Source organism: Bradyrhizobium sp. WSM471 (assembly GCF_000244915.1).
GTDB lineage: Bacteria > Pseudomonadota > Alphaproteobacteria > Rhizobiales > Xanthobacteraceae > Bradyrhizobium.
The window spans coordinates 5,480,520-5,505,921 of the sequence record NZ_CM001442.1; the positions used below are offsets into that span (position 1 = coordinate 5,480,520).

The window sequence follows — 25,402 nt, forward strand, 5'->3', positions numbered from 1 at the left end:
GATCTCGATCTGGCATGAAACTGGCGCTGGCAAGTTCGCCTGCCTCCGTCGAATCGGCGCGAAAACAACCGGCCATTCAAGTCTCGAACCTGAGCATCGTTTTCGACACCAAGCGCGGGCAAATCATCGCGGTCGATCGCGTTTCGTTTGACGTGGCGCCTGGCGAGTTCGTTTGCATCGCCGGGCCCTCCGGCTGCGGCAAGTCGACGGTACTCAATACGATCGCCGGGCTGGAAGTGCCGTTCGAAGGCGAGATCCTGGTCGAGGGCGCGCCTGTCTACAGTCCGCGTCCCGATGTCGGCATGGTGTTCCAGCAGCCGCATCTCTTCCCCTGGAAGTCCGTCCGCAGCAACATCGCCCACGGTCCCAGGATGCTCGGGAAGTCCAGGACGGAAGCGTATGCCATCGCCGACGATCTGATCGCGATGGTCGGCCTCAAGCGTTTCGCCGACGCTTATCCGAACACGCTGTCCGGCGGCATGCAACAGCGCGTGGCAATCGCGCGAGCGTTGGCCAATCAGCCCCGTGTGCTGCTGATGGACGAGCCCTTCGGGGCACTCGACGCGCAGACCCGCGCGGTGATGCAAGACAATCTGCTGGCGTTGCGCGACCGGATCAAGGCGACCATCGTATTCGTGACGCATGACGTCGATGAAGCCATCGTGCTGGCCGACCGCGTTCTCATCATGAGCGCGGGACCCGGCCGCATCCTGCGCGAAGTCGCGGTCAAGCTGCCGCGCCCACGGTCGAGTTCTGTCATGGTCGAGCCAGCATATCTTTCGCTCAAGAAGGATTGTCTCGACGTCATCCGCGCAGAAGGGTTGCGGGCGTTCAATCAGTCGGACACGGACTGATGACGCGGAGCCCGCGGGTCTGAGGCGGACCGCAGCGGGCTGGCATGGTTCTTGAATAACCGATGCCGGGTCTCACATGCGGAGCCGGCCATGCACAGGGCGAACAGCGCGATAGCGGCAGGTGTGATGCTCGCAGAGTCGGACGATCTCGTCAGACCGCTACCCGGCTTGCTGGATGGTCTCAACCGGGCTGATTGCAATCGCTTGCGTGCGATCGGACGCGAAAAGATCCTGGAAGCCGGCCAACTGGTTTGGTCTCAGGGCGACGCACAGGCCGGGATCTACCTGATCAGCGAGGGGCGCATACGCAGCTACTATGCGGCGCCGTCGGGGCGCGAAGTCACGCTCGCCTATTGGTTTCCCGGCAACTTCGTCGGTGGGCCCGACATATTCGGGACGGGCCCGCACATGTGGACATCGGTTGCGGCCGAGCGCAGCCGGTTGACGTTCATGCCCGGACTGGCGTTGCGGCGGCTTGCGCTTGAATCGCCGGCAATCGCCGTCGCCTTGCTGGATGCCCTCGCATTCAAGGCGCGATGCTATTCGGCAATGGCCCAGATGCTTGGGACGCGCTCGGTCACCGAGCGGCTGCATAGCCTGCTGATCTTCCTGTCGCATGTCTACGGCGTAAAGCGCGACGGTGAGATCGTCGTCGGCATACCGTTTACCCACGGGGATCTCGCCAACCTCATCGGATCCACCCGGCAATGGGTGACCGTGCAACTCGCGCGGCTCCAGGACGAAGGCGTGATCAGATACGAAAGATCCGTGATTTCGATCCTGGATGTTTCTACGCTCGGACAGGCGATGGGATAATGTCCGCCCTTTAGCCGCCAGAGTTCAATTCGAACGCCGATCCGTCTGCGCCGGCCTCGAACCGCCGCGCCAGTCCGATCAGCGCGCGATCGTGCCAGGCCGGCGCCAGCAGGGTCACCCCCATGGGCATGCCGTTTGGCAATTTCGCATTCGGAACGGCGACGCCGCAGAGATCGAGTAGATTGGCAAAGTACGAGTAGTAGCCCAGACGATTGTTGAGGGTGATCGGATCACGATGCATCTCCTCCAGTGTGAACGGCCGCGGTGCAGTCGGAACCACCAGGGCATCGATGCCGGCAAAGATTGCTTCGGCGTCGCGGCGAAGCCGGTGCAGCCGGTGAATGGCGCCAAACGTGTCGATCGCCGAATAGCCGGCGGCCGAGCCCAGCACGGTCCTCGTGACATCAAGCAAGGAGCCGGATTCGACGTCGATGAGCGAAGCAATGGCAGAGTGCCGCTCCGCGACCCAGGGACCGCTGAACATCAACTCCCCGGCCTGGCGGAATGGGGCGAAGTCCACCTCGATCGCCGTTCCTCCGATATGAGCAAGACGTTCGCAAGCGCTCTCGTAGAGTTCGCCGCATTCCGACATGCCGAAGCATTCGATATCTGCTGGCGCGACGCGGCCGAACCGGAATGATGCCGCCGCTCCGTTGGCGGGGAAAAAGGTTCTGGGCAGGCGGCTATAGGGATCTTCGAAATCAAACCCTTCGATGATGTCGAGGATTGCCTCGCCGTCGCTCACGGTATTGCAGAATACCGAAACGCAATCGATCGTCGGACAATTCGGCACCAGGCCACGTGATGATACCAGCCCAACGGTCGGCTTGATTCCGACAATGTTGTTGAACCCGGCAGGTATGCGCCCCGAGCCGCCGGTATCGGTGCCAAGCGCAAAGGCGACGTGCCCGGCCGCCACGGCGACCGCGGACCCGGAACTGGAGCCGCCCGCAACATAGCGCGCATCGGCAACCGACGCGCAGGGGCCATGGGGCGAGCGCACGCCGGACAGGCCTGTGGCGAACTGATCGAGATTGGTCTTTCCGAGGCAAATTGCGCCGGCTGCGGTGAGGCGTTCGACGCTATGCGCGGAATGCCAGGGCGTGTAGCTAAAGGCCGGACATGCGGCAGTGGTCGGCATTCCCGCGACGTCGATATTGTCCTTCACACCAAAGGGAATGCCGAGCAGCGGAAGATTTTCGCCCGTCCGCGCGCGCGCCACCAGCTTATGGCATTCTTCGAGTGCCTCCTGCCGTGGGCGAAGATAGATCCAGCAATTGCGGTCGCCCTCGGCCTCGATCCGGTCATACGCCGTTCCGACCGCCTCCAGCAGCACGGACGAACTCCTGGCAATGCCTTCGTAGTTTGTCCTGAGGCGCGCGACACACTGGCTCACGGAATATCTCCTCATCCAACCGGCAGGCGCGAAATTGCGGCAGCTCTGCGCGGCCAACAAGCAATTAAGTGCATCGCCCAAATGGCCGCCTGACCGGAAACCTGCCGCTCAAACAAAAAGGGCGCCGTGCCGAAGCACGACGCCCTCGTTTGTCGCTATACGCGATCAGTTGGTCTGTTGGATCGCCGACAATTCCCAGGCGCCGCCCGGACGTCGGGCAAAGGTCCAGACTTCGGTGGCCTCACCCGGCTGCTCGCTGCCGGCGACAATTGCGCCGGTATTGCGGTCGAGCGTCTTGTCGGTGAGTGCGAAGCGCAGCGCCACCGTTGCGTAATCGGTCTCGCCTTCGCGCCAGGATTCCGCGAGGTCGCCCTGCAACAGCTTCACATCGCTGACCTTGTTGACGACGTTGCGCGCGCGGTTCTGGCCAAGGTCCTGCTCGAAATAGGAGACCATTTCCGGCGTCGCGAGCGTGTGCAGCTTGGCCACGTCCTCATTCGACCACGCGGTCTGGACATCGCCGAGCAGGCGCTCGAACGCTTCATAGTCGTCCGGCTTGATCTCGAGCGGTGCGTTGTTGGCGCCGAAGCCGAAGCCGCCGCCAAGACCGCTACCAAGACCACTACGGTTGTTCGCCTGCGGTCCCGGACCAGCACCGGCGTCAGCGTTGGCATAGGCCGCCTGCGGGGTGTGGCGGCGCTGCCACCATGACATCGCCAGCCGAACCACGAGCACCACGAGCACGATCTGGATGATCAGGCCGATGATCGACGACAGACCGCCGAGGCCGCCGAACAGGCCACCCCCGAACAGCATGCCGAGCAGGCCCGCGCCGAGGAACCCGGCCGCGAGGCCACCCATGAAGCCGCCGGCCCGGCCGAACAGGCCGCCACGCGCGGGTGCGGCGGCAGCCGAATTCATGCCTGCGCCCGGCTGGGTGTAGGTCCGGTTGAACTGCGAGGTCGAGCCCGGCGCGGTCGTGGTCGATGGCGGGGCCGAATAGGTGCGCGAACCGCGCGAACCAGACGACATGCCACCACCGACGCGCGCGTCGGCGGACGAGATCGCCAGCGCAGTCGGCAGCGCAAGCGCCAGCACGACGGCAATCGTCTTGAAGAGACTGCGGGAGCGTTGCGAGAAATTCATGTTCGTTTCCCAGATCCCCGGCATGGGGACGTGCCCCTAAGATGGGCAGCCTTCCGTAAAAAGGAAGCCACTATCGGAACTTATGGCTGCGGCCCTCAGTCGCGGGGATGTGACAAAAGCCTCTCTTTGGCGGCAGCTTGGCTGCGTGTGCGACGGAACCGCGGTCGCGGGTTACCGGCGCTTTTGCGACAGCAAATTCCGCTTTTCCGTCGTCATCGCGTTGAGGCCCTTACCCCGCCTTCGCCATCGTCTCCTTCACGGCCGCCACGAGCTGGCTGAGCGTGAACGGCTTGGGCAGGAAGTCGAACTGCTGGCCTTCGGGCAGGCTCTTCTCGAATGCGTCTTCCGCGTAGCCAGAGACGAAGATGAACTTGATGTCGGGGTTCTTCTCGCGCATTGCCTTGAGCAGCGTCGGGCCGTCCATCTCCGGCATGACGACGTCGGACACGACGAGATCGATTCCGCCGCTCTGCTCTTCCAGCACCTCCAGCGCCTCGACACCGTTCTCGGCCTCGACCACGGTGTAGCCGCGCGAGCGCAGACCGCGTGCGTTGAGCGCGCGCAGGCCCTCCTCGTCCTCGACCAGGAGGATGGTGCCCTGTCCAGTGAGATCTGTGCGGGGCTTGGCGTCCGCCACGGACCCGGCCTCCTTCGCGGCACCATTGCTGGCGCCAACGACCGGCGCCGGCTGCTCGACTAGCACCTCCGGCTCGGCATGATGGCGCGGCAGGAAGATCTGGAACGAGGTGCCCTGCCCCGGCTCGGAGTCCACGTAAATGAAGCCACCGGTCTGCTTGACGATGCCATAGACGGTGGAGAGCCCGAGGCCAGTGCCCTTGCCGACTTCCTTCGTCGAGAAGAACGGCTCGAAGATCTTGTCGCGGATATCGGCAGGAATGCCGGTACCGGTATCGGCGACCTCGATCCGCACATAGTCCGCTGCCGGCATGCCCTTGTAGGCCAGCCTGGCCGCTTCCTCGGTGGTGACGTTGGCGGTGCGGATGATCAGCTTGCCGCCGTCGGGCATGGCGTCGCGCGCGTTGACCGCGAGGTTGACGATGACCTGCTCGAACTGGGAGACGTCGACCTTGACCGGCCAGAGATCGCGGCCGTGGATGGTCTCGTGCTTGACCTTCTCGCCGATCAGGCGACGCAGCAGCATGGCGAGATCGGAGAGCGCATCGCCGAGGTCGAGCACCTGCGGCCGCAGCGTCTGCCGCCGCGAGAACGCCAGCAATTGCCGCACCAGCGTGGCGGCCCGCGTCGCGTTCTGCTTGATCTGCATGATGTCCTGGAACGACGGATCGGTCGGCTTGTGCGCGTTCAGCAGGAAGTCGTTCGCCATCATGATGGCGGAGAGCACGTTGTTGAAGTCGTGGGCGATGCCGCCGGCGAGCTGGCCGACGGTCTCCATCTTCTGCGACTGGTTGATCTGGTTCTCCAGCGCGCGCCGCTCGGTGGTCTCGAGCATGTGCACGATGGCGACTTCCGCGTCGTTCTCGGCCGCGTCCACCGGCGTGACGAAGAACTGGCCCCAGCGCTCTCTGGTTCCTTCGAGCGCCACTTCGACCGGCGCGACGTCGGCCTGGCCCTCCGCGGCCTGGTTGATGGCCGCGATCAAGAGGTGCCGGTCGCGCGAATTGACCGCGCGGAAGATCGACTTGCTGGCGCTGTCGAGCCCCAGTGCCTGCCCGAGCTTGGCGTAACGCGCATTGGCGCGCACGACATTGCCGCCGCGGTCGACCGTCGCGATCGCCATCGGGGTGTGGTCGAAGAAGCGCATGAAGCGCACTTCGGCGGCGCGGTCCGGATCGCTGCGCTCGTCGCGGGCGCGGCTGATCACCAGCGTGCGCGACGGCCCCGGCGCACCGTCGGCGCCGAAGGCGAGCTTGTGATAGAGCCGCACCGGCATTGTCTTGCCGGTACGCATGCGCAGGTCGATGTCGAAGACTTCCGTCTTGACCTCGCCCGGCACCGCCACGATCGCCGTGAGCAGCGAAGCGCCGTCGCCGGAGACGATGTCGGTGAGCTTCAGCCCGCCCGAGCCGATCTCGGCGAGGTCGTAGTCGAGCCAGTTCGCCAGCGTCGCGTTGACATAAGCGAGTTCGCCGGCCGGATTGACCGAGAAGAAACCGCAGGGCGCGTGATCGAGATATTCGATCGCGTGCTGGAGTTCCTGGAATACGTCCTCCTGGCGCTCGCGGTCGCGTGTGATGTCGGCGATCGACCACACCGCGTATCTCGTCTCGCGCTTGCCGGTGCCGAGGGGCCGCACCCGCATGCGCAGCCAGCGGCCCTGGCTGCCGTCATGGCCGGAGATGCGCACCTCCTCCTGCTGCCGCTTGCCTTCGCGCGCGGCTTTCAACAGGCGGAACACCGCTTCGGAGACGTCGGGGTTGCCGATGAAGACGCGCTCCACGGGGCGCACGTCCTGAGGGCCGGCGGCGCCGGTCAGCGTCAGATAGGCCGCATTGGAATAGACCACATGGCCGCGCGGGTCGGTCACGGCGAGGCCATCGAAGGCGTGGTCGGCGATGCGCCCCATCACGGGATCATCGAGATTGCGATCGACGAAGCGGATGATGCCGGCGGCGAAGGCGAACAGGTTGAACAGGCCGACCATGGCCAGCACGGCGAGGATGCCGAGAATATAAGGCTGGGCCTGCGCGCGGCCAAGCGTCATCAGCCCGACGGCAACGGCGACGAGGCCGGCGGCCACCAGCAGCACCAGCGCAATGCTGCCCGAGCGCGGCGACGGTTCGTGCGCCGCAACGGGCTCGCGTGTGAGGTCGTGGTCGGTCTCGGCAGTCATCTCAAGCTGGCACAGCCTGTCGGCAGAGAATCAACGCGCTACAGGGCGCGCAGGGTCCTCCCTGCCTGAATCGGACCCGCAGACGCAAGGGCAGCAGGGGCGAAAGGTACGCTGATTCCCAGATTACGGCCATTTCCAGTACTTTTCAGGGGTTTTATTGCCGGCTGGCACCAAATCCGCTCTTCAGACGCATGACGTAGCCGATGACTTCGGCGACCGCATGGTAGTGCTCGGTCGGGATTTCCTCGTCGATCTCGACGGTGGCGTAGAGCGCGCGGGCGAGCGGCACGTTCTCGACGATCGGGATGTCGTGCTCGCGCGCGATCTCCCGGATCTTGAAAGCGAGGTTGTCGACGCCCTTGGCGACGCAGATCGGCGCCGACATGCCGCGCTCGTAGGACAACGCGATCGAATAGTGGGTCGGGTTGGTGATGATCACCGAGGCTTTGGGAACCGCCGCCATCACGCGCTTCTTGGAGCGCTGCTGGCGCAGTTGCCTGAGCTTGCCCTTGATGTGCGGGTCGCCTTCGGACTGCTTGTACTCTTCCTTGATCTCCTGGAGCGACATCTTCTGGCGCTGGAACCAGCTGCGATACTGGAAGAAATAGTCGCCGATGGCGATGATCGCGAGCGCCGCGACCACCGCGCCGAGCAGCTGAATGGTCAGGCTGGTGGAGGCGCCGAGCAGGGCGGCCGGATCGAGCCTGACCATCGCCTCCATGCGATGCCGCTCCGGCCACAGGATCGTGGTCATGACCGCGCCGAGCACGATCAGCTTGCCGAGACCCTTGAGGAAGTTCGCCGCCGCTTGCTTGCCGAAGATGCGCTTGAGGCCTTCGGCAGGCGACAGCTTGCTGAACTTGGGCTTGAGGGATTCGGCCGACCAGACCAGGCGGTGCTGCAGCATGTTGCCGGCAATTGCCGCCAGCACCAGCATCAGCAGCGGCACGCCCACCGCAGCGAGCACCGCGACTTCGATCTGCTGCATCAGGGCGAGCAGAGCCCTGCCGTCGGTCTTGATCATCCAGGAATTGGCGAGCAGGTTGCGCATCGGCGCCAACAGCCCGCTGCCGACCGATCCCGAGAAGCTCGAGACCACGAGCGTGGCGCCCGCGATCATGAACCAGGTGTTGATCTCCTGGCTCTTGGCGACGTCACCGCGTTCGAGCGCCTCTTCGAGACGTTTTTGCGTCGGGTCTTCTGTTTGACTCTCTGGATCGTTGTCTTCCGCCATCGATCACCCGATCACTTGAGTGGCATCATCTGGTGCATGACACCGATGAAGTAGTCGAGAAAGGTGCCCATCATCGCCGTGAGCACGACGGCAAGCACCAGGAAGCCGGCGAAAATCGACAGCGGCACGCCGACGAAATAGACCTGCATTTGCGGCATCAGCCGCGCCAGCACGCCGAGCCCGATGTTGAAGACGAGGCCGAACACCAGGAACGGTCCGGAAAGTTGCAAGCCCAGGCGGAACGCGGCGGCGAAGGCACGCGTCGCCAGCGCGGCGACATCGCCGCTCGACACCGTCTCGCCCGGCGCGAAGATGGTGTAGCTGTCGTTCAGCGCCGCGATCACCAGATGATGACTGTCGGTGGCGAACAGCAGCGTGACCCCCAGTATCGTCAGGAAGTTGCCGACCAGCACGCCCTGCTGTCCCTGCGTCGGATCGACCGAGGTGACGAAGCCGAGCCCCATCTGCTGCGCGATCACGGCACCGGCAACCTGGAGCGCCGACAACGTCACCCGCGCGGTCGCCCCCAGCACGATGCCGATCACGATCTCATGCAGCATCAGGACCAGCAGCGGCGCGATCGAGCCCATGTCGACCTGATAGGCATTGCGATGCAGCGGCAGGATAATCAGCGTGAGCAGCAGCGCGATCGACAGTTTGATCCGTGTCGGGATATTGGTCTCGCCCAGGCCCGGCAACAGCATCACCATCGCGCCGACCCGGGCAAAGGCGAGCATGAAGGAGGCGGCAAGCGCCGGCAGCAGCGAGACGTCGATGCGCATGACGGGCGCATTGTGCCTCAGCCGCCGATGATTCGCGACGATATCCGCAGCATGTGGGAATGCAGTGCGTCGGCCATGAACGGCAAGGCCAACAGCATTGTGGCAAAGATGGCCAGGATCTTCGGCACGTAGATCAGCGTCTGCTCCTGGATCTGCGTCAGCGCCTGGAACAGCGACACGACGACGCCGACCACGAGGCCGACCACCATCAGGGGCGACGACACGATCACGATGGTCCAGATCGCATCACGCGCGACGTCGAGGGTTTCCGGTCCGGTCATTTCGCAGTTCCTTTGTTCATTCCTCGCCTCCCCATCGCTGTTGCGAGCGATGCGAAGGCCTATCCCCCGTCATTGCGAGCGTAGCGAAGCAATCCAGACTGCCGCTTCGGAAAGATTCTGGATTGCTTCGCTACGCTCGCAATGACGATTGGGGGGGGCGCGAGCACCAAAAATCAGATCGGCATCTTCATGATGTCTTCATAGGCCGCGATCACGCGGTCGCGGACGGAGACCAGCGTGGACACGGCGACGTCGGTGTCTGCGACCGCCGTGACCACGTCCATCACGTTGGCCTTGCCGGCGGCCATCGCCACCGTCTGCGCATCGGATTTGCGGCCGGACTCCAGGACGCTGCCGACAGTGTCTTTCAGAAGCGAGGCAAAGGACTGCCCGCTCGGCTCGCTGCCCTTGCCGGCACCGCTGTTCTCCAGCACGCGCGCGAGGTTTGCATAGGCGTTGGCGGCAATTGTCGGTGTTGCCATGGTTCAAATGTCCTGTTCAGCTCTTGAGGATGTCGAGGGTGCGCTGGATCATCCGGCGCGTCGCGCTGATGATGTTGAGATTGGCCTCGTAGGACCGCTGCGCGTCGCGCATGTCGGTCATCTCGACCACCGAGTTCACGTTGGGATATTTGACGTTGCCGGTCGCATCCGCCGCCGGATTGCTCGGCTCGTATTTGGTACGGAAATTGGACTGGTCGGGCTTGATCCTGCCGAGGGTGACGACCTGCGCGTCGAGTGTACGGTCGAGCGCGGAGGAGAAGGTCGGCACCTTGCGCCGGTAAGGATCGCCGCCGGCGGTCGGCGCCGTCGAATCCGCATTTGCGATGTTCTCCGAGATCACCCGCATGCGCCCGGCCTGCGCCCGCAGACCGGAGGTCGCGATCGCCATCGAGCGGGCAAAGTCACTGCTGTCATTCGCCATGATGCGCTTCCTCTAGCTCTAGCCTTTGCCGATCGCGGTCTTGAGCAGGTGCAGGCTCTTCGAATAGAGCGAGGTCGCCGCCGCATAATCCATCTGGTTGCTGGCGGCCTTCATCATCTCCTCTTCGAGATTGACGGCGTTGCCCGCGGGGCGGGTCTCAAAACCCGCATTCTTGTTCTGGTCGAATCCGGAGGCCGCGCCTGACGGCGCCATGTGGGAACCGCTGGTGCGGGTGAGCTTCAAGGGGCCCATCGAACCCGTGACGGCGCCGGCCTTGTCCAGTTTCGGCTCGACCAGGTCGCGCGGCCGGAATTTAGGCGTGTCGGAATTGGAGACGTTCTCGGACAGGACGCGCTGGCGCTCCTGGTGCCATTGCATCTTGGTGCGAAGCGCCGAGAGCACCGGAAGATCGTTGATGGACATCGTTGCGGCTCCTTCCGCCTCGCAGGACCCATGGTCCGAAGCTAGGCAGAATTTGCCGCCTGTATGGTTAACAGCTGGTTAAGGAGATCGCAGGCAGTTGTCCCCCGCCGGGACACCAATGCCGCGTGCCCCGTGATCTACGCCTCCAAAAGCGGCATTAACCCAACCGCTTGGCGGCGCATGCACAGGCCAAGAAGTCGTTTTGGATCGAGCGATTCATGGGTTATTAAGAGTTGGGGACGGCAAAACTTGCCGTGGGACGTTAAGAAATCGCAGTTTGGGGCAACGTAAGCCGGTGGTTGGCGCATCTGACCACGGGCCCGAGAACAGCGCCATTTGTCGGGGACAAGTATGCAAGGCAGCCCTATCACCTTCATCGTCGCGTTCATCGTCGTTCTGGCGTTGATCGGCGTCGCTGCATGGCTGGTTCGCCGATTCGCAACCAGCCGGCTCGGCGCCAACACCCAGCGCGGCCGGATGCCCCGGCTCGCCGTGATCGATGCCGCCGCGGTCGACGGCCGCCGCCGCCTGGTGCTGGTCCGGCGTGACAATGTCGAGCATCTTCTGATGATCGGCGGCCCCACCGACATCGTCGTCGAACCCAACATCGTGCGCGCAGCGCCCGGCCGCGACCAGCTCCCGCAGCGCCCCAATGCCACCGAGCCGCGTCTTGCGCCGATGCATGATACCAGCAGCTGGGCCGACGAGGCACCGCGGCCCGAGCTGCTCGATCATCCCGAGCCGCAAATGCCCGAGCCGCCGCCGCGGCCCGCGCGCCCCTCCTTTGCCGACGAAGTGCGCCGGCCCTCTCCCGCCCTGGCCGAACGCCGCAACGAGCCGCCCCTAGGCGGCTTCCCCTCCGAGCCGATCGCGCCGCGCCCCGAGCGCGAGCTGCGTCCCGAACCTATTCCGCCGCGCGTTGCGCGCAACGAACCCCCTCTGATGCCGCGTCCGCCGCGCCAGAGCGAGCCGGTGAAGGCGCCTCCAGTGCGCGCCGAGCGCGTAGCCGCGCCCCCTCCACCTTTGCCGCAGGCTCCGCCCGTTCCGCCGCCGGCGCCCGCTCCTGCGGCGCCATCGAGCGCCGAGCAGAATCTCGCCGAGATGGCGCAGCGACTCGAAGCTGCGCTGCGCCGCCCCGCCGGCGAGACGCTTGCCCCTCCGGTCGCCCCGGAGCCCCCCGCCGCACCTCCACGTGCGGCCCGCAGCGAACCGCCGGCACCACCGGCCGCTCCCGCAAAGCCGGCTCCGGAAAAGACCAGCTTTGAAAATCTCGAAGACGAGATGGCCTCGTTGCTCGGCCGTCCGAAGCCGTCTTCGTGAGGCTGCCGGCCCTCCCGCGTAGAGTTTTTTTTCTTTCTGTCCTGATCGGCGCGGCTTCGCTCGCGATGCCGGCGCATGCGCAGGACATCAGCATCAATCTCGGCGGTGGAGGCGCTGGCGGTGGCGGCGTCACCGAGCGCGCGATCCAGCTGATCGCGCTGCTGACGGTGCTGTCGATCGCCCCGTCGATCCTGATCATGATGACGTCGTTCACGCGCATCGTGGTCGTGCTGTCGCTGCTTCGCACCGCGATGGGCACCGCGACCGCCCCGCCGAACTCGGTGATCATCGCGCTGGCGATGTTCCTCACCTTCTTCGTGATGGGACCCGTCCTGCAAAAATCCTACGACGAAGGCATCCGTCCGCTCGTCGCCAATCAGCTCGGCGTCGAGGACGCGCTTCAGCGCGCCTCCGTCCCCCTGCGCGGCTTCATGCAGAAGAACGTGCGCGAGAAGGACCTCAAGCTGTTCCTGGATCTGTCCGGCGAGCCGCCGCCCGCAACTCCCGACGAGCTCGGCTTACGCATCCTCGTCCCCGCCTTCATGATCTCGGAGCTGAAGCGCGCCTTTGAGATCGGCTTTCTGCTGTTCCTTCCCTTCCTGATCATCGACCTCGTCGTCGCCTCCGTGCTGATGTCGATGGGCATGATGATGCTGCCGCCCGCAACCATCTCGCTGCCGTTCAAGCTGATCTTCTTCGTGCTGGTCGACGGCTGGTCGCTGGTGGCAGGGAGCCTGGTGCAGAGTTACGGGGGGTAGCGGGCCCGGGGAGCGGTCAGCGCCCCCGTCCTCTCTGGCCCAGGGTTTGCAGGCATGCACTTCAGCTTACCAGTGCAAGGCGGAGGCCCGCCACCGTGGGCGCGTTCGGCGGGTCGTGACATACCGGAATATGCTCAGGTTGCGCACTCAATGGGCCGTTGATATGATGGTTATCATCCATTGATCCGAAGCGGCTTATGACCAGCAACGCCGAAAACCGTCCGTTCGCTCGAATCGTGCCGCTTGGTCTTCAGGTCGCCGTTCTTGCTGCGTTGTCTGCGAGTGGCACGTTGGCCACTAACATTCTGTTGCCTTCGCTCCCGAGTATCGCCGTCGCGGTAGGCGTCTCCAGCGCTCAGGTAACGTCAGCTATCACCATATTCCTCGCCATGTTCGCGGTCGGACAACTTGTTGTCGGTCCGTTGTCGGATCGTTTCGGCCGGCGCATACCCGTGATGATCGGGTTTGCTGTATTTTTCGCAGGTAGCATATGGTGCGCGTTGGCCAATGATTTGACGGCACTATTGATCGGTCGCGTTGTGCAGGCCGGTGGCGCATGTGCCACGTCTGTGCTTTCGCGAGCTATCGCAAGAGATCTTTTTCAGGGCGAAAAGCTAGCGCGCGTGCTCACCTTCGTTATGGTCGCGATGGCAGCGGCGCCCGGATTCTCGCCCCTGGTCGGTGGCGCGCTGGATCATTTTTTTGGCTGGCGTTCAGCATTTGTGTTCGTCGGAATCTTCGCCGTCGTCGCCGCTTCAGCATTTCTTGCGGCTTTCGGAGAAACGCACCACGCGCCACGCGCCGAGTTCGATTTCTCGACGATCGCCAAGAATTACTGGTCGCTATCGACTGACCGCCGTTTCTTGGTTCCTGCCGCAACTGTCAGCCTCATCTTAGGTGCGCTGTTTGCAATGTTTTCGGCGTTGCCGCGTGTCTTGATAGAAGGCCTCGACTTCACACCCATGCAACTCGGCCTGTTCTTCGCAGGCACTGTCATGATCGTCTTTAGCGCGGGCATTATCGCTACAAAAATTGTTCCGCACCTTGGTCTCGACCGATCGATTTGCATCGGCCTCGCGCTGGCCTGCGTCGGTGGCGGCATGGTGTTGCTGTTCGCGCTTTTCGACGGGCGCTTTTTGCCATTTCTTGTCGGCGCATGCGTATTCCTGCTAGGCATGGGCATGGTCAATCCGCTCTGCAGCGCGCAAGCTCTTTCGCCATTCGGCGATCGCGCCGGTGCTGCCTCGGCCCTTTTGGGTTTCTGGCAGATGTTGGCCGCAGCGCTGGGGGTATCGCTTGCGGCGGTGATCGCAAGGAACCCTATGATCGGGCTTGGTCTTGTGCTTGTGCTTGCGTCGACCTTGGGCTCGGCAATTTATCAGGTGCGAGTAAAGCTCCATTAAGCCCGTTAACGTCGCTTGCTGGCCTTAGCTGCTTCGCTGTTTCTATGCCCAAAGATCGGTTCGCGGAGTATGTGTTTCTCACAATGGACTTGGAGCCCTCAGCCGACTAGCAAAGGCAAACGGGCCATGTCCGGTCTCAAAGACTGAATGGACATGGCTTACGTCCGCGCGGGCTGATCAGGTTGATGAGTACGCGCCCCTGGACGATCGTCTTCGGCCCCTGCCCGTCACTTCGAGGAGCTTGGTCACGGACACCTCTCGCGAGGCCCAGAAGGAGCAGCGATCCTACCGCGTCATCTTGATCTGCCGCACCACCGGAATCGTGGGCAGCGAGCCGGTGTGGTCGGATTCGTCCTTGGCCTGCGGAGAGGCCGGCGCGCGGGCGGTGGCGTCGGGGAAGCGCTGCTTCATCTCGCGCAGGAAGCCGTCGAGCGTGTCGACGCTGGCAGCCAGCTTGGCGATATCGGCAAACTCCGCGCTGGAGGCGCCGGTCGGTTTGCTCGCGATGTCGAAGGCGAGCCGATCGGCGCTCTCGCTCATCAGCGGCGCATATTTCTCGCGGAAGCGCGACACGCCGATCGAGTCGTCGGCGAGCGCATAACCGACGGCTGCGCGGATGACGTCGCTTTTCTCCACCGCGTTGAGCGGCTTGAAGTCGCGAAAGCGCTCGCCGTAATAGAGCTCGATCTGCTCGGCGGACTCACGCCAGCGCCGCGCCGCCCAGAAGATGTCGGATCGCAGGCGCAGCACCTCGCGCCCCGTAACGTTGGAGACGATGTCGAGCGCGAGATCGTGGCGGCCGACGTCGCTCTGCGCACGCGCCTCCAGCAGCAGGCGTTGCTGCCTGAGTTCGCCTGAGAGGTCGCTGATACGGCTCGCGCGCAACGCCGTGATCGCCATGTCGGGTCTGCGGTTGGCGAGATAGATCATGGAGAGGCGCGCGGCGACTTGCGCACGCGCCGCGCCTTCGAGGCGATGGTCGACCTGGTATTGCAGGAGCTCGGCGGCCTGGTCGAGCAGATCGATCGAGGCGAGACGGTCGGAGAGGCGTCGGATCAGTTCGTCGCCGCGGCGGCCGATCGGCGTCAGCTCGCGGAACTCGTAGAACATCCCCAGCGCTTCGATCGGCGGCAGCTCGTCGCCCTTGGGTCCCAGGAAGATCTGCGTGAACAGGTCGGAGGCGAGGTCCTGCGCCTGGCGCGAGGCGTCCGCGTTCGGCTGCAGCTTTGTCGCGGTACGCGCCGCGGTGAGCGCATCCCGGTAGCGCCCGTTCTCGGCAAACATCTGCGACAGCATCTGGAGCGTCTTGACCTCGATCGAGTCGCCGCGCCAGGTCATCGCGAGCGTTTCGAGCTCGCGCAGCGCGTCTTCCTTGCCGATCTCGTCGCGCTTCTGCCGCAGCGCGACCTCGAGCTGCTTGGCCTCGGCCGCAGCCGGCCGGTCGGACGAGCCGACCGCGAACTTGTAGTCGTCGAGCGCGTCCTTGTCGTGGCCGAGCGCCTCGGCGAGCCGGCCGCGCAGCACGGCAAAGCCGGGCGCGGCCTCGGGCGAGACACCGACCACCTCGAGCTCGCTGCGGCGCTTGGAGGCGCCGGCATAATCTTTCACCTCGAGCGAAGCGCGCATTGCCTCCATCGTCACGATGCGCTGGATGTCGAGCGGCAGCGAGGCGATGGCGAATTCGACGTTTTTGAACTTCTCGCGCGCATCCGCCCATTTGCCCTGGCGCGCATAGGCGAGTGCCTTCCAGAGCTGGGAATCGTGGCTGTTGCCGATCACGGGGTTGGCGAGGTCCTTCAGGCCCTGCGCCGGCCGGCCGATCAGGATGCTCGCGATCGCATGCATGATCAGCGCACCGCTCTCCTCCTTGTTGAGGGGATCGGCCAGCATCAATTCGGTGACGGCCTTGGCCTCGTGATACATCGCGCGCGACATGTAGAATTGCGCGAGGTCGAGCCGCGGCAGCGAACGCATCGCCGGTTCGACGTTGGAGATCGCCGTGATCAGCTCGTTCTGGCGCGCTATGAAATTTTCCGACTGGCCCTTGCGCCAGCCTTCGGGGCTGAAGACCGGCCGCACTGCAGTCGGCGCGCGCTCGGCCGAGATGTCGACCGGCGACAGCGTCAGCCCGCCTTTCTTGCCGAGGATGACCTTGTCGGCCCCGACCTCGACGCCGACCTCGTCGGAATTCGGCCGGATCGCGATGCCATGCGCGGATTCCAGCAGCGCGAGATCGACGAGGTCCTGCCGCTTGATGAAGCCGCGCACCGGCCGCTGCGCGGTGATGACATAGAGCGTGTCGCCGGCATCGGGATCGGTGAGCTTGTGCAGGAGCCCCGGATTGGCGAAGGGGATCGCGATGTTGGCAAGCGCCGGGTCGGTGATGTTGCGCGAGATCATCAGCGGCAGCGGCGTCGCCTGGATCCTGTCGGCGAGGGTCAAGAGCCAGTTGGTCTGCTTGCCGACCTCCTCGCTCGACAGCGAATAGACCAGCGGCCGGGTGAGACGGATGCGTACCGCCTGTCCCTTCTCGAGCGGGACGCGGCCGACCTCGCCGATCATCGCACCGCCCTTGGTGCGGATCGCCTCGACGTCGATCGGCTTCGCTGTATCGAACACCAGCCAGACGGTGTCGCCACGGCGGAACGCCGCCGCAGGCGTTGCAACCTGAAGCGGGAAGGTCACGCGCAGGCCGTCGCTGTCGCGACGGACATCGACGCTGGCACCGCTCGGCTGTGGTGGCGCGGCGGGCGCCTCTGCTGGCGCAGTCTTGACGGCTTCCTTGACCGGCTCCTTGACGGGTTCCTTGACAGGTTCCTTGGCAGCTTCCTTCACGACCTCTTGAGGCGCTTCGGCCATGACGGGCTTGGCAGGCGCGACCGCAGTTTCTGCAACTGGCGCGACAGTCTTTGAAACTTCCTTGACCGCTTCCTTGGGCGCTTGCGCAGCGTGCGCGGCTTCGGATGCAGGAGCCGGCACCGGTTTCGGCGCTTCAGCGGGCGGCATGGCCGCGGGCGCTTCCGCCTTCACCTCGGGCTTGACGTCGATCCTGGCTTCGCGCGCGATCGTCTCGGACGTCGGCGGCGCGATCTCGCGCTGCGCGTCCTTCGGCTTCTCGGCCGCCGGCTTTTCAGGCGGAGGCGCCGGTCCATGGGCGGGGGGCTTGGCCTGCGCGATCGCAGCCTCCGCCGAATAGGCCATCTTGCCCTTGTCCGGCTGGAAAGAGATATCGACGACGTAGTTCTTCTCGTCGCGGAAGGAATGCACGTCGGAATCGCCGATCAGCGCGATCTCGACACTGGTCTGGTCGATGTCGCCCTTCTGCTTGATCGAGGCGACGTTCGGCGGCGCTGCGACGACCGCGTCCGCCAGATCGAAATTGAGGTTGGCGTTGAAAGCGAGCGTGAGCTTCTGCTCGTTGAGCACGGAGGACACACCGACGCCGTCGGGCATCTCGAACACGAAGCGGACGAAGGTCGGCTGCACCGAGGCGCGCACGCGGATCTGCGGACGCTTCTTGCTCTCCGCCGCGGCGCGCTGGGCGCGCAGCGCGCGTTCGGCGACGCGCGCGCGCTCGGCGAGTTCCTTGACCACGTCCATCGGCAGGCTCGGCGGCGGCCCCTTCCAACCCTCCGGCAAGAGGTCGATGAAGGTGCGTTCGCCGGCATTCATGGTGTTGACGGTGACGCGCCGCGCCAGCGAAAGGCGGATGGCGCCGCCGTCGGGATCGCGGCGGGCGGAGTTGACGTAGTCGGGCGCACCTTCCGGAACGCGGTCGACCGGAACGTCGACCGCCCGGTCGAAGCGGATGACGAGAATGGAGCCGGCCGTCGTCACCTCGGAGGGGACGTCCTCCCCGAGCTTGATCACGAGACGGGCAAAGCCGCCGCTCGCCGAGAAAGTCGCCTCACCCCGGATCGCGTCGGCCGCCAGGACAGGCGCCGTGAAGCCGATCAGCAGGCTGGCTGCCAGCAGCGGCGCCGCGCGGACATGACGCGACAGCCTCCGCGCCAGGGCGCGGGCTCGCGACACAAATCCAGCGGCAGCCTCTCGCGCCATTGGCGGCATTACTTCCGGTTCGACGGTCCACGCCGGTATTGCTGCCGGCCCCTGCCCCAGACTGTAGATTTTGGCAATTAAGGACTTCTTAAGTATGAGCCCTCAATTCGGCTTTTGCGTCGGCTTGCCGTCGATCTTGGGCAGCTCGCCGGCCGAGGCGGACTGATCGCCGCCGCCATTGGCCCGACGGGCCATCTCGACCGTCAGCCGCTCGGCGGCCTCCGGGGACATCAGTCCCATGATGTCCGACATTTTTCGCGGCGCGATCTGCGAGGCGATCTCGATCAGCACGCCCATCTCGAGCCGGTCAAAGACCCGCGCGGCGTCCTTGGGCTTCATGCCCTCATACATGGTCACGAGGCCCTTCATGCGCTGGGCTTCGGCGGCCTTCTGCTCGGCCTGCGTCGCGGAGATACGGGTTTCTACCGCCTTCATCTCCTCGACCTTGTTTTCGATGCGCTTCTCGGCGGATTTCAACAGGCTCTCGCGGATGTCGATCTCGCGCTGGCGCGCCTCGATCTCCTGGCGGCGCGACTGCAGGCGTTCCAGGATCGCGCGCTCCGAGGCGGAGATCTGCGGCTGGGCTTCCTCCTTGACCGCGGCGCCTTCGGACTTGGTATCGGGTGCGGCCGGCTTCGGCGCCTCCTTCGGCGCGCCATGGGTCGAGCCGGTGATGTCGGGATCCTCGCGGCTCGCCGGGAAGTTCAGATTCTCCTGCGCCCAGGACTTCTTGGTCGGGCTCGGCTTGTAGTCGAAGACATAGCCGCCATTGAGCACGAGGCCCGCCACCTTCAGCGTGGCGAGGCCTGCGACGGCAACCAGCACGATCGGAATGACGCGGATGTTGCGAAAAGACTTCATACCCTGACTTTATGCGGCAAGACCGTTGGATCGTCGACGTTCGGAGAAGGCTTCGGCCGCAGCCGCCACCGCCTTCGCCGACGAGGGCTTGGCCGCGGGCGCGGCGACCGTTTCCGGGTTCGTCACGGGGCGCGCGGCGATCGCGATCTTGGACAGCCGCCGCACCACGTTATCGGCTTCGCCGAGCTGCTTGTAGAGCTGCTCGGACATCTGGGTCGCCGACGCAAGCTGGCTCCCGAGGTTCTCGTTGACGTCGCGCACGGCGAGCTTCAACCCGCCGATCGCGCGCTCGGCGATCTCGGTTGCGGTGATCAGCTCGCCGATGACCGCCTTCAGCGAATGCTCGTCCGCCTTCAGCCGCGTCAGCCGCTTGTTGAGCGTGACGCAGTAGACGATGGTCAGCATCAGCAGGATAGCCACCAGCGTCTCGATCGCCATTCCCAGGGAGTGGTTCATGGGGCCTCCATCATCTTGTTCTGCTCGTCGACCTTTTCGAACATCGCAAGTGTCGTACTTGGCTTGCGCAAGGGTTTCGTCACCCGTATCGCGACGCGATCGCCGACCCGGCCCATGCGTCCTTCGGTGATGGTGACGTCGCCGCAGCGGACGGTGACGTTGGCATCCGCGCGCATGTCCAGCGGCAGCGTGTCGCCGACCTTCAGCCGCATCAGCTGCTTGAGCGGAATGTCGGCTTCGTAGAGCACGGCGTCGACGGAGATCTCGGCCTGGACGATCTCGGTGGCGAAATGGCCTTCCCAGATCTGGTCGCGGCCGAACTTTTCGCCCATGAACATCTGGAGCAGGACGCCCCGGATCGGCTCGATGGTCGCGTATGGCAGCAGGAGCTCGATGTTGCCGCCGCGATCTTCCATGTCGATGCGCAGGCGCACCAGGATCGCGGCGTTGGCAGGACGGCTGATCGCGGCGAAACGCGGGTTGGTCTCGAGCCGGTCGATGGTGAAGGTCACCGGCGACAGCGGCCGGAACGCCTGTTCGGCATCGGTCATGACGACTTCGACCAGCCGCTTGACCAGCTCTGTCTCGATCGTGGTGTAGGGCCGGCCCTCGATGCGCAGCTGGCTCGAGCCGCGGCGGCCGCCGAGCAGCACGTCGATCATCGAGTAGATCAGGCTGGAATCGACCACAGCCATGCCGAAATTGTCCCACTCTTCGGCCTTGAAGACGGTGAGGACGGCGGGCAGCGGGATCGAGTTCATGTAGTCGCCGAAGCGCACCGAGGTGATGCGGTCGAGCGAGACTTCGACGTTGTCGGAGGTGAAATTGCGTAACGAGGTCGTCAGCAACCGCACCAGGCGGTCGAAGACGATTTCGAGCATCGGCAGACGCTCGTAGGAGACCATCGCCGAATCGATGATGGCGCGAATGCCGGAATGGTCGTCGAGCGTGACGTCGCCGACCGCGAAGCCGAGGAGGTTGTCGATCTCCTCCTGCGACAGCACCCGTTCGCCGGAATTCTTGCCCGCGCCGAGATCGCGGCTGCCATCCTCGACCATGGCCGCCCATTGCAGGGCCATGGTCTCGGAGAGTTCGTTTTCGGCAGCAGCCTTCGCGGCCTCGGCGGGATCCTCGGAATCGAGCGAGGCCTCCCATTGGGCGGCAATTGCATCCTGGTCTGGTTGGTCAGTGCCTGCCATGATCCCTAGCCCGTCATGCTCACTGGATCACGACTTCCTTGAACAGCACCGCGCTGACCTGGACCGGAGCGACCGCAGCGTTGACGCGCTTGGTCAGCTCCTCCTTGAGGCGGAAGATGCCGGCGGAACCGTTGAGGTCGGAGGAGCGCAGCTCGCGCGCATAGGTCTGGAAGATGTCGGTGATGCGCGGCATCGTCGGCTTGATCGCCTCGACCTGCTTCTCTTCCTTCAGCTCCAGCACGATCTTGAGCTTCAGATATTGCACGCGCTCGCCCGGCGCGCCGGCGAGGTTGACCATGATGTCGGGAACCTCGACGAAAGACGGCGGCTTCGGCGGAGGCGCCGCCTCGGCGTGATGCTCGTCGTCGCCGTGACGGAAAAAGAAGAACCAGGTCGCCGCGCCGCCGCCGAGAACGGCGAGCAGGCCCACCACCATGATTATCAGCTTGAACTTGTTCTTGGGCGGAGCGGCTGCCGCGCCCTCAGTGGCTGCGCCACCTTCCGCTTCATTCTCTGCCATGATCGCCGCGCTCGCTCATCTCTCAAAAAGGGTCGAAAGAGCGAAGCTCCTGGCAGACAATGACGCGATACAAATGCCCCAGCGCAGTGCTCCTCTTACCCGCAAACGCTACGGTAATAATGGTTAACGGAACCTTTCCATTGGGCCTTCGCTAGGAAAAATCTGCCGGGCAAACATGGCTAACAGACCCTTTCTGCCGCCTCCCCGCGCCCTCTAAAAACAGACAAGATATTGAAATCGCGCGATATTCCTGCTTGGCACGAGTTTCGCTGAGAAAGGACCGAGACCCAAGGTTTGGGAGAACACGAGGTCTCGTTCACGGGATCGGCCAATGCGCTTGGGAGAGCGAGCTGGCGGATCTCACTCAGGGGAGATTTCCGATGCAGAACGCGCTTCTGATCGGCTTGTCACGACAGATGACGTTGGAACGGCAGATGGATGTCATCGCCAACAACGTCGCCAACGCCAACACCAACGGCTTCAAGGCCGATCATTCGCTGTTCGAGGAGTACCTCAACTCCAACGCGCGTGAGGACAATTTCGTCGCCTCCGACCGCCGGGTCTCCTATGTGCAGGACCGCGGCACCTTCCGCGACGTCGGCCAGGGGCCGATGGAGCCGACCAAGAATCCGCTCGACATGGCGATCAGCGGCAACGCCTATTTCGCGGTTCAGGCCAATGGCGCCGAGCGCTACACCCGCGACGGCAAATTCTCGCTCAACAGCACCGGCCAGCTCGTCACCTCCGACGGCAACCTCGTGCTGGGCACCAGCGGCCCGATCACCTTCCAGCCGACCGACCACGACATCAACGTCGCGCCGGACGGCACCGTCACGGTACTCGAGGGCACGGCCAAGAACGACTCCATCCGCGGCAAGATCCGCATGGCCTCGTTCGACGATGCGGCCAAGCTGACCAAGCTCGGCGCCAACCTTTACGACATCGGCTCCGCCGTCCCGCAGGCCGACACCAAGTCGACTGTGCAGCAGGGCTATGTCGAGAAGTCGAACGTGAACTCGGTCGGTGAGATGAGCCGCATGGTCGAAGTCATGCGCAGCTACACCGCCATCGCCAACCTGCTCCAGCAGCAGAGTGACATGCACAAATCGGCGATCGAGAAGCTCGCCGACGTTCCGGCCTGATTGAGGGAGAACTGACATGCAGGCGCTTCACACCGCAGCAACCGGAATGGCGGCACAGGAACTCAACGTTCAGGTGATCTCCAACAACATCGCCAACCTGCGCACCACCGGATTCAAGAAGCAGACCGCGGCGTTCCAGGACCTGATCTACGAACACGTCCGCCGCGTCGGCGCCCAGTCGTCCGACCAGGGCACCATCCTGCCGGTCGGCGTCGACATCGGCGGCGGCGTCAAGACCGTCGGCACCCCGCGCAGCATGACCCAGGGCACGCTGTCGCAGACCGGCAACGACCTCGACGTGGCCATCACGGGCGAAGGCTTCTTCAAGATACTGATGCCCGACGGCAGCTACCAGTACACCCGCGACGGCACCTTCCAGATGGACAATCAGGGGCGCATCGTCACCGCGCAGGGCAACCCGGTGCAACCGACGATCACGATCCCGAACAACGCCTCGGGCCTCACCATCAACGTGCAGGGCCAGGTCTCGGTGACGCTGCCGGGTTCGTCGACCTCGGCAGTCCAGGGCCAGATCGGCCTGACCCGCTTCATCAACAAGGCCGGCCTCCAGCCGGTCGGCAACAATCAGTTCACCGAGACGCCCTCCTCCGGCCCGCCGCAGGACGGTACCGCGAGCTCCGAAGGTTTCGGCAACATCACCCAGAGCAGCCTCGAGCAGGCCAATGTCGACGTCGTCTCGGAAATGAGCGACCTGATCGCCGCCCAGCGCGCCTACGAGATGAACGCCAAGGTGATCAGCGCCGCCGACCAGATGATGCAGTCGACCACGGCGCTGTTCCGCTGAGGTGATGACGATGATCCGCACCACCCTCGCCACCATCTCCGCTCTCCTCGTGCTGGCGCTGCCCGCACGGGCCGCCGACGACTTCATCGCGACGCCGACGCTGCGCGCGAGCATCACCGTGACCTCGGACGTGGTGCGGGTCGGCGATCTCATCGACAATGCCGGCTCGGCCGCGCTGATCCCGCTCTACCGCTCACCCGATCTCGGCACCACCGGTGCGCTGCCGGTCGCGCAGGTGCTGGCGGTCTTGCGCGCGAAGCAGGTGATCGGCGTGATGACCGGCGACATCAAGGAGGTCCAGGTCACTCGTCTCGCCCGCACGCTCGTGAACAAGGACCTCGAAACCGCGGTCGCCTCGGCGCTCGAGCGCCGCTTCGGGCTTGGCGATGCCGCCAACATCTCCGTCACGTTCGACCGTGGCATCGCCGACATGCGGTTGGATGCCTCCAACACCGGCGCACTGCAGCCGGTCGCGACCCGTTACGACGCCCGCAGCGGCCGTTTCGACATCGCCTTCGAGATCAACAACGACAACAATCCGGCGCCGACCAAGCTGCGTTTCACCGGCACCGCGATCGAGACGGTGGAAGTGGCGGTGCTGACGCGCGATATCGATCGCGTCGATCTCCTGAAGGCGTCCGACGTCGCCATGGAGCGCCGGCCGAAGGCCGAGGTCATCGGTGAGGCCGCCTCGCGCGATCGCACGCTCGGCATGCAACTCCGCCGGCCGATGCGGGCGGGGACGCCGATCCGCGTCGCCGACATCGTCAAGCCCGACTTCGTGCAGCGCGACCAGAACGTCACCGTCATCTACCAAGTCCCCGGAATCTATCTCACCACACGCGGCAAGGCGATCGAGAGCGGCGCCGAGGGCGACACCATCAGCGTGCTCAACCTGCAGACCAAGCGCACCCTGAGCGGCGTCGTCACCGGCCGCGGCCAGGTGACGGTCCAGGGCGCCAGCCAGGCCGCGCCGATGCCGGCCGCGGTCGAGCAGACCTCCTCGCTCAAGCGCGACGAGGCGCCCGCCCCGGTCGATACCGCAGCCCTCGTCCGGAACCTGGTCCAGACCCCGGCATCCCCGGCGCAGATCGCGCAAGCCCAGATCCCGCAAGTTCGCGTCTCGCAAGCTCCAGCCAAGTCAGAGTAAGTCATGTCCAGGTTCAGTTCGGCTCTTCGTCTCCGTCGCATCGCGATCTCTGCCCTGCTGCTGGCGACTTGCGCGCTGGCGAGCGGCTGCTCCTCGATCGACCGTTTGTCGCAGATCGGCGAGCAGCCGAAATTGTCGGCGATCGATAATCCGACGACGCAGCCCGGTTACAAGCCGGTGCAGATGCCGATGCCGAAGCCGGAAGTCGCCTCCTACAATCCGAACTCGCTGTGGCGCAGCGGCAGCCGCGCCTTCTTCAAGGACCAGCGCGCCCATCAGGTCGGCGACATCCTGACAGTGGCCGTGAACATCACCGACAAGGCCAATATCGAAAACGACACTCAGCGTAGCCGCACCAACAAGGAAGACTCCGGAATCACCGACTTCATCGGCGCCAAGACATTGGGCGCCCAAGCGCAGAAGGTGTTGCCCGGCCGCATCCTCACCGCTGACTCGACCGCGTCCAGCGAGGGCAAAGGAAGCGTGGACCGCAAGGAGGCGTTGCAGACCAACGTCGCCGCTGTCGTCACCCAGGTCCTGCCCAACGGCAACCTTGTGGTCGAAGGCAAGCAGGAGATCCGCGTCAACTACGAGATCCGCGAGCTCATCGTCGCCGGCATCGTCCGCCCCGAAGACATCCAGAGCGACAATACGATCGATTCCACCAAGATCGCGCAGGCGCGCATCGCCTACGGCGGCCGCGGCCAGATCATGGACGTGCAGCAACCGCGCTATGGCCAGCAAGTCATGGACGTGCTGCTGCCCTTCTAGCCTTCTCCCGAGCTCCCACATCGTGTTCGCGAATCTAGGCGCGGACGACGATGTACGACGCGGCCCTCGCTAGCTCCCCTGGCGAGGGCCGCATGTATTTTGGCGATGGCTGCATACAGCGCTCAGGCACGCGCGATTGTAGCGACGCCGCTATCCCCCTCTCCGCCCTCTCAACTGTCATCGCCCGCGAAGGCGGGCGATCCGGTATTTCGAGACGTCAGTGATGAGCCGAGAAGCCGCGGCATCCTGGATTCCCTGCCTTCGCGGGGAATGACTGCGGGGAGTACCGC

At 64.6% G+C, this 25,402-nt stretch carries 23 protein-coding genes; 9 read left to right on the forward strand and 14 right to left on the reverse strand.

From position 1 onward, the window contains the following. Positions 1-14: 14 nt before the first annotated feature. Both BRA471DRAFT_RS24935 and BRA471DRAFT_RS24940 read left to right on the forward strand, forming a co-directional pair. Positions 15-854: an ABC transporter ATP-binding protein gene (locus BRA471DRAFT_RS24935; protein WP_007612271.1), complete on the forward strand. Its 840-nt coding sequence runs from the start codon at positions 15-17 to the stop codon at positions 852-854. 90 nt (positions 855-944) lie between these two features. Further along, complete coding sequence (locus tag BRA471DRAFT_RS24940; RefSeq protein ID WP_007612272.1) at positions 945-1,670, forward strand: Crp/Fnr family transcriptional regulator; 726 nt, start codon at positions 945-947, stop codon at positions 1,668-1,670. 10 nt (positions 1,671-1,680) lie between these two features. Here the strand turns inward: BRA471DRAFT_RS24940 and atzF are convergent, their stop codons facing one another. The 9 genes from atzF to flgB form a co-directional block, all read right to left on the reverse strand. Continuing rightward, entirely contained in the window at positions 1,681-3,006 is a 1,326-nt protein-coding gene (atzF, locus tag BRA471DRAFT_RS24945; RefSeq protein WP_231170964.1) for an allophanate hydrolase, read from the reverse strand. Between the two features lie 225 nt (positions 3,007-3,231). After that, positions 3,232-4,236, reverse strand: coding sequence for a Tim44 domain-containing protein (locus BRA471DRAFT_RS24950; protein WP_007612274.1), 1,005 nt, complete (start codon positions 4,234-4,236; stop codon positions 3,232-3,234). 205 nt (positions 4,237-4,441) lie between these two features. Further along, positions 4,442-7,024, reverse strand: a complete 2,583-nt coding sequence (gene cckA / locus BRA471DRAFT_RS24955) for a cell cycle histidine kinase CckA (RefSeq protein ID WP_007612281.1) — start codon at positions 7,022-7,024, stop codon at positions 4,442-4,444. A gap of 154 nt (positions 7,025-7,178) precedes the next feature. Further along, positions 7,179-8,258 (reverse strand): flagellar biosynthesis protein FlhB, encoded by a 1,080-nt coding sequence (gene flhB / locus BRA471DRAFT_RS24960; protein WP_007612282.1) that lies wholly within the window; start codon positions 8,256-8,258, stop codon positions 7,179-7,181. Positions 8,259-8,269: 11 nt separating this feature from the next. After that, a complete protein-coding gene (gene fliR / locus BRA471DRAFT_RS24965) occupies positions 8,270-9,040 on the reverse strand; it encodes a flagellar biosynthetic protein FliR (RefSeq protein WP_007612283.1) in 771 nt (256 codons plus the stop codon). 17 nt (positions 9,041-9,057) lie between these two features. Continuing rightward, a complete protein-coding gene (gene fliQ, locus BRA471DRAFT_RS24970; RefSeq protein ID WP_007612284.1) occupies positions 9,058-9,321 on the reverse strand; it encodes a flagellar biosynthesis protein FliQ in 264 nt (87 codons plus the stop codon). Positions 9,322-9,494: 173 nt separating this feature from the next. Continuing rightward, positions 9,495-9,803 carry a flagellar hook-basal body complex protein FliE gene (gene fliE, locus BRA471DRAFT_RS24975; protein WP_007612285.1) on the reverse strand — a complete coding sequence of 103 codons (309 nt, stop codon included), beginning with the start codon at positions 9,801-9,803 and terminating at the stop codon, positions 9,495-9,497. Between the two features lie 16 nt (positions 9,804-9,819). Further along, positions 9,820-10,245 carry a flagellar basal body rod protein FlgC gene (gene flgC / locus BRA471DRAFT_RS24980; protein WP_007612286.1) on the reverse strand — a complete coding sequence of 142 codons (426 nt, stop codon included), beginning with the start codon at positions 10,243-10,245 and terminating at the stop codon, positions 9,820-9,822. Between the two features lie 18 nt (positions 10,246-10,263). Next, a complete protein-coding gene (gene flgB, locus BRA471DRAFT_RS24985) occupies positions 10,264-10,668 on the reverse strand; it encodes a flagellar basal body rod protein FlgB (RefSeq protein WP_007612288.1) in 405 nt (134 codons plus the stop codon). A gap of 351 nt (positions 10,669-11,019) precedes the next feature. Between flgB and BRA471DRAFT_RS24990 the strand changes: the two genes are divergently transcribed. The 3 genes from BRA471DRAFT_RS24990 (at position 11,020) to BRA471DRAFT_RS25000 (ending at position 14,149) form a co-directional block, all read left to right on the forward strand. Continuing rightward, positions 11,020-11,988, forward strand: a complete 969-nt coding sequence (locus BRA471DRAFT_RS24990) for a flagellar biosynthetic protein FliO (RefSeq protein ID WP_007612289.1) — start codon at positions 11,020-11,022, stop codon at positions 11,986-11,988. Then, a complete protein-coding gene (fliP, locus tag BRA471DRAFT_RS24995; protein WP_007612290.1) occupies positions 11,985-12,746 on the forward strand; it encodes a flagellar type III secretion system pore protein FliP in 762 nt (253 codons plus the stop codon). The genes BRA471DRAFT_RS24990 and fliP overlap by 4 nt, the downstream gene beginning before the upstream one ends. 197 nt (positions 12,747-12,943) lie before the next feature. Further along, positions 12,944-14,149, forward strand: coding sequence for a multidrug effflux MFS transporter (locus tag BRA471DRAFT_RS25000; RefSeq protein ID WP_007612291.1), 1,206 nt, complete (start codon positions 12,944-12,946; stop codon positions 14,147-14,149). Positions 14,150-14,434: 285 nt separating this feature from the next. Here BRA471DRAFT_RS25000 and BRA471DRAFT_RS25005 read toward each other — a convergent pair whose 3' ends face one another. From BRA471DRAFT_RS25005 to fliL, 5 genes are all read right to left on the reverse strand, one after another. Continuing rightward, complete coding sequence (locus BRA471DRAFT_RS25005) at positions 14,435-18,208, reverse strand: hypothetical protein (RefSeq protein ID WP_050992660.1); 3,774 nt, start codon at positions 18,206-18,208, stop codon at positions 14,435-14,437. Between the two features lie 102 nt (positions 18,209-18,310). Beyond that, positions 18,311-19,069 carry a MotE family protein gene (locus BRA471DRAFT_RS25010; RefSeq protein ID WP_007612293.1) on the reverse strand — a complete coding sequence of 253 codons (759 nt, stop codon included), beginning with the start codon at positions 19,067-19,069 and terminating at the stop codon, positions 18,311-18,313. A gap of 9 nt (positions 19,070-19,078) precedes the next feature. Continuing rightward, on the reverse strand, positions 19,079-19,525 hold the full coding sequence (locus BRA471DRAFT_RS25015; protein ID WP_007612299.1) for a DUF6468 domain-containing protein: 447 nt from the start codon (positions 19,523-19,525) through the stop codon (positions 19,079-19,081). Beyond that, a complete protein-coding gene (gene fliM, locus BRA471DRAFT_RS25020; RefSeq protein ID WP_007602134.1) occupies positions 19,522-20,724 on the reverse strand; it encodes a flagellar motor switch protein FliM in 1,203 nt (400 codons plus the stop codon). The genes BRA471DRAFT_RS25015 and fliM overlap by 4 nt, the downstream gene beginning before the upstream one ends. A gap of 19 nt (positions 20,725-20,743) precedes the next feature. After that, positions 20,744-21,244 (reverse strand): flagellar basal body-associated protein FliL, encoded by a 501-nt coding sequence (gene fliL, locus BRA471DRAFT_RS25025; protein WP_007612300.1) that lies wholly within the window; start codon positions 21,242-21,244, stop codon positions 20,744-20,746. Between the two features lie 380 nt (positions 21,245-21,624). Here fliL and flgF point away from each other — a divergent pair, with 380 nt between their 5' ends. From flgF to flgH, 4 genes are read left to right on the forward strand one after another with little or no spacing between them, the layout of a single operon-like run. Further along, a complete protein-coding gene (gene flgF, locus BRA471DRAFT_RS25030) occupies positions 21,625-22,386 on the forward strand; it encodes a flagellar basal-body rod protein FlgF (protein WP_007612301.1) in 762 nt (253 codons plus the stop codon). Positions 22,387-22,402: 16 nt separating this feature from the next. Continuing rightward, positions 22,403-23,191 (forward strand): flagellar basal-body rod protein FlgG, encoded by a 789-nt coding sequence (gene flgG / locus BRA471DRAFT_RS25035; RefSeq protein ID WP_007612302.1) that lies wholly within the window; start codon positions 22,403-22,405, stop codon positions 23,189-23,191. Between the two features lie 10 nt (positions 23,192-23,201). Beyond that, a complete protein-coding gene (gene flgA, locus BRA471DRAFT_RS25040) occupies positions 23,202-24,341 on the forward strand; it encodes a flagellar basal body P-ring formation chaperone FlgA (RefSeq protein ID WP_007612303.1) in 1,140 nt (379 codons plus the stop codon). A gap of 3 nt (positions 24,342-24,344) precedes the next feature. Next, on the forward strand, positions 24,345-25,112 hold the full coding sequence (gene flgH, locus BRA471DRAFT_RS25045; protein WP_007612305.1) for a flagellar basal body L-ring protein FlgH: 768 nt from the start codon (positions 24,345-24,347) through the stop codon (positions 25,110-25,112). Positions 25,113-25,402: the final 290 nt, after the last annotated feature.